General features: G+C 35.7%; 6 protein-coding genes. 5 read left to right on the forward strand and 1 reads right to left on the reverse strand.

The window, feature by feature from the left end:
* Window positions 1-7: 7 nt before the first annotated feature.
* The 5 genes from tkt (at window position 8) to addA (ending at window position 11,293) form a co-directional block, all read left to right on the forward strand.
* Complete coding sequence (gene tkt / locus C7P63_RS00715; protein WP_125942243.1) at window positions 8-2,005, forward strand: transketolase; 1,998 nt, start codon at window positions 8-10, stop codon at window positions 2,003-2,005.
* Window positions 2,006-2,168: 163 nt separating this feature from the next.
* A complete protein-coding gene (gene lepB / locus C7P63_RS00720; protein ID WP_125942244.1) occupies window positions 2,169-2,759 on the forward strand; it encodes a signal peptidase I in 591 nt (196 codons plus the stop codon).
* A 276-nt stretch (window positions 2,760-3,035) separates the two neighbouring features.
* Complete coding sequence (locus C7P63_RS00725) at window positions 3,036-3,851, forward strand: D-alanyl-D-alanine carboxypeptidase family protein (protein WP_125942245.1); 816 nt, start codon at window positions 3,036-3,038, stop codon at window positions 3,849-3,851.
* A 115-nt stretch (window positions 3,852-3,966) separates the two neighbouring features.
* A complete protein-coding gene (locus tag C7P63_RS00730; RefSeq protein ID WP_125942246.1) occupies window positions 3,967-7,542 on the forward strand; it encodes a PD-(D/E)XK nuclease family protein in 3,576 nt (1,191 codons plus the stop codon).
* Window positions 7,520-11,293, forward strand: coding sequence for a helicase-exonuclease AddAB subunit AddA (addA, locus tag C7P63_RS00735; protein WP_125942247.1), 3,774 nt, complete (start codon window positions 7,520-7,522; stop codon window positions 11,291-11,293). The genes C7P63_RS00730 and addA overlap by 23 nt, the downstream gene beginning before the upstream one ends.
* A gap of 39 nt (window positions 11,294-11,332) precedes the next feature.
* On the opposite strand, the gene C7P63_RS00740 is transcribed toward addA, so the two are convergent.
* Window positions 11,333-11,929: a TetR/AcrR family transcriptional regulator gene (locus tag C7P63_RS00740; protein ID WP_125942248.1), complete on the reverse strand. Its 597-nt coding sequence runs from the start codon at window positions 11,927-11,929 to the stop codon at window positions 11,333-11,335.
* Window positions 11,930-12,033 lie beyond the last annotated feature (104 nt).

The raw sequence follows: 12,033 nt of genomic DNA on the forward strand, positions 1-12,033 counted from the left end.
ATATATGTTGTTCGATAAAATTGATGAATTAGGGGTCAATACCATTCGTACCTTAAGTATGGATGCTATTCAAAAAGCAAATTCAGGCCATCCAGGTCTTCCTATGGGAGCTGCACCAATGGCTTATGCTTTATGGACAAAACATTTAAAAGTAAATCCTAAAACGTCTAGAAACTGGGCAGATAGAGACCGTTTTATTTTATCAGCAGGTCATGGTTCTGCTATGTTATATAGCTTGTTACACTTATCTGGCTACCAAGTTTCAACAGAAGATTTACAAAACTTCCGTCAATGGGGAAGTAAAACACCTGGACACCCAGAAGTTCATCATACTGACGGGGTTGAGGCAACAACTGGCCCATTAGGACAAGGAATTGCTATGAGTGTTGGTTTTGCTATGGCAGAAGCTCATTTAGCAGCTACTTATAATAAACCTAACTTTAATGTGGTGGATCACTATACTTACGCGTTATGTGGAGATGGCGATTTAATGGAAGGCATCTCTCAAGAAGCGATTAGTTTAGCTGGTCACTTAAAATTAGATAAATTAATTGTCTTATATGACTCAAATGATATTTCACTAGATGGTCCATTAGACAAATCTTTCTCTGAAAGTGTGAAAGGCCGCTTTGAAGCAACTGGTTGGCAACATATTTTAGTTAAAGATGGTAACGATTTAGCAGAAATTTCTAAAGCTATTGAAGCTGCTAAAGAAGAAACAACTCGTCCAACTATTATCGAAGTGAAAACAGTCATCGGTTTTGGTGCACCAAACGAAGGAACAAATAAAGTTCACGGAGCACCTTTAGGAGCAGAAGGAATTGAAGCTGCTAAAAAAGCTTACGGTTGGGATTACCCAGCATTTGCTGTACCAGAAGATGTTCAAGCACGTTTCCACAAAGAAATGGTGGAAAAAGGAGAACAAGCAGAAGCTGAGTGGAATGAGTTATTTGCAGGATATGAAAAAGCTTATCCAGAATTAGCTCAACAATTTAAAGAAGCTTTTGCAGGCAAATTAGCGTCAGATTACGATAAAGAAATGCCTGTTTATGAATTAGAAGATGCTGCTAAAGCAAGTCGTGTTACAAGTAAAGAAATGATTCAAGCTTTAGCTAAAACTGTTCCAACTTTATGGGGAGGATCAGCTGACTTATCATCATCTAATAATACAATGATGGCTGAAGAAAAAGATTTTGAACCAGGCCAATATGAAGGTCGCAATATTTGGTTTGGTGTTCGTGAATTTGCTATGGCAGCTGCTATGAACGGTATTGCTCTTCACGGTGGTACAAAAGTATACGGAGGCACATTCTTTGTGTTTGTAGACTACTTACGCCCAGCTATTCGTTTAGCTGCATTACAACAAGCTCCTGTTACTTACGTGTTAACTCATGACTCTATTGCAGTTGGTGAAGATGGTCCAACACATGAACCAATCGAACAACTATCTAGCTTACGAGGAATGCCAGGTTTAACTACTTTACGTCCAGCTGACGGTAACGAAGTTCGGGCAGCTTGGAAATTAGCAGTAGAATCAACAGATCGTCCAACTGTTTTAGCTTTAACTCGTCAAGGTTTACCTGTTTTAGAAGGAACAAAAGAGTTAGCTGAAGAAGGAGTTAAACGAGGAGCTTACGTTATTTCTAAACAAGAAGGAGCGACTCCCGCTGGTATTTTAATTGCTACTGGCTCTGAAGTTCATTTAGCAGTGGAAGCTCAAAAAGAATTGCGCAAGCAAGGAAAAGATGTAGCAGTTGTTTCTATGCCAAGTATGGACTTATTTGAACAACAAGATGCTAGTTACAAGGAAAGTGTTTTACCAAAAGCTGTAACTAAACGAGTATCTGTTGAAATGGGTGCGACATTTGGTTGGGAACGCTATGTTGGTTTAGAAGGTAAAACAATTGGAATTGACCGTTTTGGTGCAAGTGCTCCAGGCGGAAAAGTTGTAGAAGAATATGGCTTTACTGTGGACAATGTTGTTCGCACATTTAACGAATTATAAGATAAATCAATCAGGATTTAGGGAGCATAATTTATTATGCTCCTTTTTTACCTAGACAAAGTCTAAAAAATTGTTAACAATTCACTGCGTTCTCTAACTTTTTAAATTAAACTATGATAAAATAAATCGAATAGATACTTTTGATAGGTTTGGAGGAATAAATTTGAATGCAAAAACAAAGGAAATAGTAGGTAATATTGTTTGGTTTGTGGCATTAGTCGCTATTGTTTTAGGCATTCGCTTTTTTATCATGCATCCTGTACAAGTTTCGGGACATTCAATGGATCCGACTTTAGAAGATAGACAGCGAATTATTGCTTTTAACTCCACAGATAATATTAAACGGTTTGATATTGTGACTTTTCCAGCCCCAGATGATCCAGGCAAAAGCTATATTAAGCGAGTGATTGGTCTGCCTGGCGATGAGATAGAATACCGCAATGATGAACTGTTTATCAATGGTAAGCGTCATGATGAACCTTACTTAGATGCCTTTAAGAAAAAATTAGATGCAGATGAGTGGTTAACTTATTACGTGTATGAAGGCACTAACCAAGCTACAACCAACTTTAGCCTAGAAGATTTACAAGCTTGTGGGACTAAAAAAGTGCCAAAAGGATCTCTTTTCGTATTAGGAGATAATCGTCAAAACTCTAAAGACAGTCGCTACATTGGTTACATTAAAATTAAAGATGTTTCTGGTGATGTGAAATTTAGTATTTGGCCACCACGTAAATTTGGAACGGTGAAATAAGGAGTGAAGAAATAAAAAAAGATAGTCAGTGAGACTCACTGGTTATCTTTTTTTATTTGTTATTAATCCAAGCTGATTTTAAAAAGATATAGTTATTTATAGTTGGACTAGTTTAAGCAAATGATGTGTTATTCTTACCACAAACTTAAATCTTTTACTAGAGAAAGTGTGATAGGATAGATTTGTTTAAGCTTATAGCTAATATTATTTTGAAAAGGCAATCGTTTTTTCAAAAAACAGGAGAGGATAACGATTCGTATTAAGAAAGTACTGATATTGCTAATAGTTGTATTAATTGCCTTTAAAGGGTATGGGGTTTATCAGCATGGTAGTCTGAATGTAAATGGTAAAAAAATGTATAGCCAAAGTGCGATACTAATGGATGATACAGGGCGAGTGTTAGGGTCTAAAAATAAACATAAAAAACGTCAACCAGCTTCTTTGGTTAAAATAATGACGGCTATCCTTGCTTTAGAAAGTCATCCAGATTTAAACCAAGTAGTGTCTATTGATGCTAGTCAGTTGGAAAGACTTAGAGCAGAAGGGGCTTCTTTAGCTGAATTTAAACCTTATTCACAAGTGACGATTAGACAACTTTTATATGGCTTGATGTTACCTTCTGGTGCAGATGCCGCAGTAATATTGGCTCAAAATTCTGCTAAAGATGAGGCAGAGTTTGTTAATCAAATGAATGCTAAAGCCAAGGATTTAGGCATGAATGAGACGCATTTTGCTAATCCAACTGGGATAGATGATGAAACGCAATATACTACAGTGTCAGATTTAGCTAAATTATGGAATTATTGTTTAGCAGACGGTAATTTTAAAGCAATCATTACAACACCGGTATTTGATGATGGTCAGTATGTATTTTATAGTAGTGTGTTTAATAATTTTGGAGATCCTAACATAAAAAATGGTCGATTATTAGGCGGAAAAACTGGCTATACAGATGAAGCTGGTTTGTGTTTGGCTAGTTTAGCAGAAGTTAATGGAAAAGAGTACCGGATTATCTCAATGGGTGCAGATGGTGACCATGACACCGAGCAATTTAATATGATAGATGCTAGACATATATACGAGGCTCTTTAACCAGCCAACTCAATCAATAAATAGGACAAGTGACTCTTTAAGGAGCATTTGTCCTATTTGTTCTCTATTAGAGTATGATAAACTAACTTTAGTAACTTAAAAAGGAAGTGAGCAGATGGCTTTACAATTTATTTACGGACCGGCATGTTGTAGGCATGAACAGGCTTTAGTGGCTCATGCAACTCATTGGCTTCAGCAAGATGAGTCTCATGAAGTTTTTTATTTAGTGCCTAACCATGTTAAATTCGAAACAGAAGTAAGTGTGTTAAAACAGTTTAGGCAAGCCACTCAGTCTTTAGAAAATGAAACCGTTGCTTCTACAAGACTGCAAGTATTCAGTTTTACTAGGTTGGCTTGGTACTTTTTACAATATACAGGGATGTATCCCACTAATCAACTAAGTGAAGCAGGCTTACATATGTTGCTTAGAAAAATTTTATTAGATCAAAAAGAAGCGTTAGTCGCTTTTCAAGGTGAAATTGACCAACCTGGTTTTATTGGAAAGTTAGCAGACTTATTTTTAGAATTACAAGATAGTCAAATTGATGTGACAGATTTAGAAGGGTTTCAAGCAGCATTAGGCCAGTCTTTACAAGAAAAAGACTTGAGTAAAAAACTAGCAGACTTTCAGCTACTATATACCGCTTATTTAGAGCTATTAAATGAACGAGAAGTAGGGAGTAAAGAGTTGATTACAAGTCTAGCTAACTATTTAAAAAAACAAGATCTTAGTCATATTATGTTTATTGTCAGTGGTTTTTCTAGATTAACGGTTAGAGAGAAAGAATTAATCGAAGCTTTGCTTGAACAAGCTGGGGAAATAAAAATTTCTTTAGTGATGGATGAGGCGTCAGTGGATCAACTACCCGTTCCCTTTGATATGTTTCATGATGTGAAAAAAATGTATTATCAGCTTTATCACCGAGCAAGATACTTACAAGTACCAGTGTTAAGAGATCAACGGTTAACTCCTAAAAACCCAGAGCATTCTTTAGTGAAGTTGGATCAGTTCTGGCGACAAACCCAAGGAGTGACGCCTAGTCAAAAACAATCAGTATTTGTAGATAAAACCCAGGAAAACATTCGCATTTGGCAATGTGAGTCTCTTTATAGTGAAATCAATCAAGTTGCGACAGAAATTAGAAAGTTAGTCGCAGAGAAACACATTCGTTATCAAGATATTGAGATTTTGACGCGAAATTTACCTTTGTATGAATTAATCATTCCACCGGTATTTAACCGACATCACATTCCTTTTTATCTCAATCAAAATTTAGAGATGAAACATCATCCTTTTGTAGAGTTAATCGATAGTTTATTTTTAATCCACAAGCGTTATTTTAGGTACCGAGATATTATGCGTTTTTTAAGAACAGAGCTATTTATCCCAAGGTTAGAAGATAACCAGTTAGCAGAGTGGGAAAAAGTAAGAGATGATTACCGTTTGGCAGTTGATTTAACGGAAAATGTGGTTCTAGCTTATGGGTATGAAGGGTCTGATTGGTTAAAAGAGGAAGATTGGGTCTATATTCCTTATGAGAAACAAGGAGAAGAAGATGACTTTTATCAGACTGTGCAACAAGTGTCTAATCAAGTTAGAACTGATTTAGCTCACGCTTTGTCCCCATTTTTTACTCAATTAGAACAGGCAACAACTGGTCAAGAAGGTGCAAGTCTTTTGTATCACTTTTTGGTGGAAATTGGTGTAGAACAGATGTTAAGACTTTGGCGGGATCAATGTATTGAGCAAGGTAAGCTAGATGAAGCTAAAGTTCATGAACAAACTTGGCAAGCCTTTATTCAGTTGCTAGATGAATATGTAGAGATATTAGGAGAAACAGCATTTGATTTGGCTCAGTTTGAACAGATTATTTTATCAGGCTTAGAAGGATTAACTTATAGTAAAGTTCCTACTGCCATTGACCAAGTAAAAGTATCTTCATTTGATTTAGTTCACAGTACTAAAAACAAGGTAACTTTTGTTATTGGAGCATTAGACGGGGAACTGCCTAAAAAAATTGAAAATAAAACCTTGTTATCAGATGAGGAGCGGCAACAATTTACAGAGGTCTTACCGGAGAATAAATATTTAGTCAAACAAACGACGGTAGATTTATTTAAAGAGCCTTATATTGCTTATTTAGCTTTTGAGTCTTCTGAGGAGTATTTATATGTGAGCTATCCTAGCAATAGTGAACACCTGAAAGATTGTCAAGCTTCTCCTTATGTCACCCGTATTCATCAACAGTTTGGTGTTCCAGTTGAAATTGTAGAAGCAGAACCACATGTCACTTTTTCGCCTGATAGAATTAGCACTTGGCGGCAGTTAGTCTCTGATTTGACTAGTGTTAAACGACAAGCTATTGAAAACAATCAAACAGTAGATATGATGTGGTTGGCTTTAGAAAAAAAAGCACAACAAGAGTCTAGTGTAGCCCCTATTATGAAACAAGTCATGAGTAGCTTGTTATTTAAAAATATTCCTGAAACGTTGGATAAAGACTTAGTCGAAAAAATATATGGCCAGAATATTCATGGCTCTGTTTCTAAATTTGAAAGCTTCCATTTATGTGAATATCGTTATTTTATGACCTATGGATTAAAACTTCGCGAGCGAGACGTGTTTGATTTGACTCCAGCTGTAACAGGAGATTTTTACCATGAAGCCTTAGATATTTTTGTGAAGCAAGTCATAGGACAAGGGTTAGCTTTGAAAAATTTAGATGAGGCTGAAATAGAACAGTTAACGTTAAACGTGTTGCAAGAAGTATTTGGTCAAAGTAAATTTGCTATTTTAGAAGCTTCTAATCGTATGCGCTACATCAAGTATCAATTAGGGAAAACTATTCGGGAAATGGGGCATATTCTCCAACAACAAAGTCAACGTTCTGGTATGTTGCCAGCTCAAACAGAAGTGTTGTTTGGTCAAATTATGAGTGAGCAAGGGTTAAGTGGCTTAGTCTTTGATTTAGATCAAGAGCATCAGCTACATATTCGGGGAAAAATTGACCGAGTAGATTATTTAAAAGAAACCCCTCCTTATCTAGCAGTAATTGATTATAAATCTAGTCCTCACGGTTTAGATTATAAAAATTTGTATTACGGAATTGCTATGCAGATGATTACCTATTTAGATGTCGCTTTATTAAATGCTAAAAAATTATTAGGAGAAACCCAAGTAAAACCAGCAGGTGCGTTTTATTTACATATTCAAAATCCCTTAGTCGATGGGTATACACAACCAGAACAGCAGCAAATTGAAAAATTGAAGAATTTTCAGTACAAAGGGTTGTTAGTAGAAGATGACCATTTGCTAGAGCAATTAGATGTGACTTTAGAGCCTAAAGAAAGTTCTTTAGTCTATCCTTATCAGATGAAAAAGAATGCTACTTATAGTTCTAAACAATATGTTAAAGAAGAAGAACTTGATTTATTAGTGAAACATAACCGGCGGAAGTTTAAAGAGGCAGGTTGTGCTATTTATGAAGGAAAGGTAAGATTAAACCCAGCTTATAGCCAACGTAAACGAATAGCTTGTGAGTATTGTCCTTTTAGAAGCGTCTGTCAATTTGATGTGATGTTAGAAGAAAACAACTATCACCGTTTAGAAAATCTATCTAAAGAAGATGTATTAGACCGGTTGTCTGTAGAAGAAAAGGGGGAAGAACATGACAACACACATACCAGTTAAACCTAATAATAGTCTATTTACTGACTCTCAGTGGCAGGCTATTTATGACTCAGGGGATAATTTGTTGATTTCAGCTTCAGCAGGTTCAGGCAAGACAATGGTCTTAGTACACCGAGTTATTGAAAAAATTAAACAAGGGACTCATTTAGATGAATTACTGATTGTGACCTATACAGAAGCTGCGGCTAAAGAGATGAAAGAACGGATTCAAAAGGCCATTCAAGAAGCGATTAGTCAAGAAACGGATAGGGACACCAAACAGCATTTTATCGAACAAATTGCTAAAATTCCAACTGCTAATATTAGTACGCTACATGCCTTTTGTTTACAAGTTATTCGGAAGTATTATTATCTAATCGATATTGATCCGGTGTTTCGACTATTAACAGATGAAACAGAAATGTTGTTGTTAGAAGAAGATGTTTGGGATGAATTACGAGAAGAATTATATGCTAGCATGCAGCAGCCTTTTTATGATTTAACGGAAAATTTTTCTAATGACCGAACTGATAGAGGATTAGAGCAACTTATTTTTACTTTGCATAATTTTGCTCGTTCCCATCCAGATCCAGTGGCTTGGCTCACTGGCTTGTCTGATTTGTATGAAGTACCTGAAAGTCAACTGTTATCAGACACTAAAATTTATCAAGAAGTTCTAAAGAAAACCCTTCACAGTACAGTGTTATCTGCGGCAAATCAAGGAAAATTAGCCCTTAGCTTAGTAGACGGGGAAGAACAGCTTTTAAAAGTAAAAGAGATGTTACAAAAAGAACAACACTTGATGGATAATTTATTACAGTATATTGAAACAGATCAGTTAGACCAAGCTTATGAAGCAGTCACTGGTTTTGAATATGACCGGTTTAATGGTCCTAGAAAAAATGCTAAAAATGAAGCATATTACGACTCTTTAAAAGATTTATTCGAACAAGTTAAACCGCTTCGGAATCAAAATAAAGAAACCATTCAAAAATTGGCTGATACTTTTTTTAAGGCTCCACCTAAAAAATTGCTAGAAATTATGGCACAATCTAAAGACCGAGTGGCTACTCTTAGTTTAGTTTCCATTGAGTTTTATCAGCGGTTTAAGCGGCGAAAAAAAGAATTAAATTTAGTGGATTTTAATGACTTAGAGCATTTTACCTTAGATATTTTAGCAACTTCAGGTGAACAAGGATTAGAACCATCAGAAGCTTCTCATTATTACCGAGAAAAGTTTTCTGAGGTGTTAGTAGATGAATATCAAGATATTAACCAACTCCAAGAGTCCTTACTCTATTGGTTACGAACGCCAGAGCCTGAGCCAGGAAATTTATTTATGGTAGGGGACGTTAAGCAGTCTATTTATTCTTTCCGTCTAGCAGATCCTTCTTTATTTATTGCCAAGTATCAAAAATTTGGGGAAAATCAGTCTGGCCGGCGGATTTTATTACAAGAAAATTTTAGATCGAGAAAAGAAGTGTTAAGCTTTACCAACTTTGTCTTTACCCAGTTAATGGACGAGGCGGTAGGTCAAATTGCTTATGATCAGTCAGCGGAATTAGTTAATGGCTTCACCGAATTTCCTGAATCAGATCAGTTTCAGGTAGAGATGTTACTTTATGAAAAAGGAGCAGAAGTGACAGAAGATGTGGCAGATCTAACGATTGATTTTGAATTGGATGATAAAACTGAAGGGGAAACCCAACTAGTTGGACGGAAAATTCAAGAGTTGGTGACAAGTGGTTATTTGATTTATGATAAGAAACTAAAAGAACAGCGGCCTGTTCGCTATAAAGATATTGTGTTATTAACGCCTACGAAAAAGAATAATCTAGTGTTACTGGATCAATTTAATCAATTAGGCATTCCCTTGCATGTTAATGATACCCAAAACTACTTTCAAGCCACTGAAATTCAAACCATGGTTTCTTTGCTACAAATCATTGACAATCCGTATCAAGATATTCCGTTTGTCTCAGTTTTACGCTCACCAATCGTTGGGCTAAAAGAAAATGATTTAGGGATTATTCGGTTATATGAGAAAGAGCATGATTTTTATCAGGCAGTGTTGGCTTATTTAAAAGAAGCAGAACCCGATCAACCTCGTTATCAAAAACTTCGGCGATTCCATATTTTGTTTACTGACTGGCGTGAACTAGCGAGAAGAAATCAGTTAGGCCAGCTTATTTGGCGAATTTATGAAGATACTGGCTTTTTAGATTTTGTAGCAGGGCTTCCAGCAGGTAAACAACGCCAAGCTAATTTACACGCTTTATATCACCGAGCGAATGCTTATGAAGAGATGAGTTTTAAAGGGCTATTTCAATTTGTTCGTTTTATTGAAAAAATGCAGGAAAAAAATAAGGATTTGGCAGAACCAACCACTATGTCAGAAGACGAAGATGCAGTTAGAGTGATGACTATTCATGCTTCAAAAGGTTTAGAGTTTCCAGTGGTGTTTGTACTAGATATGAGTCGACAGTTTAATACCCAAGATTTAAAAACTCGCTATGTTTTAGATGATAAGTTAGGGGCGGGGATTGACTACATTGATACAGCAGCTCGGGAAGTGTATGAAAGTTTACCTAAAATGGCGTTAAAAGTCTTTAAACGGCAAAAATTATTAGCAGAAGAAATGCGGAAATTATATGTGGCGTTGACTCGGGCAGAACAAAAACTATTTTTAGTTGGAACAGTGGCCAGTCAAGAAAAAGCTTGGCAACGTTGGTGTCAAGTGGGAGAAGCTCATCAACGAGTACTACCAGAAGATATCCGGCTAAAATGCCAAAATTTACTGGACTGGGTAGGGTATACTTTAGTTCGTCATGAAATAGCAGACAACATGCAGCAAGAGTATCCGGTGATTAAATTAGCTGATTTGTATCACTATCCTGTGTCATTTCAGATTAAATTTTATCAGCCACAGGACATAGCTAAATTAGCTAATTCTAAGGAAAACTTAGATCAATCAGCTGTTTTATTAGACCGTAAAGATTTAGATGAAAGACTGTATCAACAGGCTTACAAGCGGCTAACTTATCACTATCCCTATCAGTTAGCTAGCCAAACAACTAGTTATCAAAGTGTGTCTGAAATTAAACGAGTCTTTGAAGACCCTGATAATGTGGATTTATTGTCACTAGATTTACAAGAAAGACAACCTAGAGGTAAAAATCGTTTTACAGAAGAACAACTAGCAGTGCCTAAATTTTTATCCCAGAAAAAACAAGTGACAGCTGCTGAAATTGGAACAGCCACTCACTTATTATTGCAACAAGTTCCTTTAGATAAAACACCAGATGAACAGCTATTTGTAACATTAGCTCAGCAATTGATTGAACAAAAAATCATGTCAGAAGAAGTAGTTCAACACATTGATTTTTCTCAGTTAGTGGCGTTTTTTAATAGTGAATTTGGTCAGTTTATGGTAGAACATCATCAACACATAGTAAGAGAGCAACCTTTTTCAATGTTGATGCGACCTGAAAATCTATTTCAAGATTATCCTGAAAATGAACAAGATGATGTCCTAATTCACGGAATTATTGACGGGTATATTCAACTACCGGATCAATTGATTTTATATGATTATAAAACTGATTTTGTTAACCCTTCTAATTTGTCAGAAAATCTTTTAACTCTCAAGAAAAGATATCAAGGACAACTTTATTTGTATAAACAAGCCTTAGAAAAAGCAACTGGTAAACCAGTCACCAGTGTTCGGCTGATTTTATTACAAGCTAATCAAGCTTTAGAAATGTTAACTTAGTATAAGAAAACCCAATGCCTAACACAAATAGGCATTGGGTTATTTTTCTACCTCAATACCTAAGACGGTTAAGTGGCCATTTCCGACTAGTTTAATGACTAATTTAGCCATATGTTCTGGTGGAAAGTCAGAGTCAGTTTTGACCCACCAGTGAACGGTTCCGATAAAAATAGAGGTCATGTATTCAATGATAAAATCAATCGGCACTTCCATATCACTTTCAGTTATTTTTAGTTTGCTAAAAATTTCTTCGTATTGACTGTATAACAGGTCTGACAGTTTTTCTCTAAAAAGTAAGGCAGAGGTTCCTTCTGTTAAAGTCAGGAAAAACTCTTGGTTATGTCTAATTTTTTTAAAGACTTGAGTTAATGATAGTTGCACTTTTTTTAGTTGTAAGGAATTTCCTTCAATAACAGGAATTGAATTTAAAATACTAGCAAAAGAATCTACTGCTAAAAGTAGCAGTTGCTCATATAAATCTTTTTTATCTTTAAAATGAGCATAGAAAGTGGCTCGGTTAATCATAGCTTTATCAGCAATATCTTGAATCGTAATGCTATCGTAGCCTTTTTCTTCAATGAGCTGAATAAAAGCTTCTACAATTAATTTTTTAGTTCGTCTAACCCTTAAATCCATGTTTTTCTCTCCTTTATTGTGAAAAAAATAGCTAATTAAGCAACATATTTTATTAATCTGTTGCTTAACCCACAAAAATTGAAATTTTGATGATTGTAAAATGT

This window comes from Vagococcus humatus (assembly GCF_003950325.1).
GTDB classification, from domain to species: Bacteria; Bacillota; Bacilli; order Lactobacillales; family Vagococcaceae; genus Vagococcus_C; species Vagococcus_C humatus.

Bases quoted from the DNA above. Each gene is read 5' to 3' on its own strand.
- addA (WP_125942247.1), top strand. From the start codon at position 7,520: ATGACAACACACATACCAGTTAAACCTAATAATAGTCTATTTACTGAC.
- C7P63_RS00730 (WP_125942246.1), top strand. From the start codon at position 3,967: ATGGCTTTACAATTTATTTACGGACCGGCATGTTGTAGGCATGAACAG.
- C7P63_RS00740 (WP_125942248.1), bottom strand. From the start codon at position 11,929: ATGGATTTAAGGGTTAGACGAACTAAAAAATTAATTGTAGAAGCTTTT.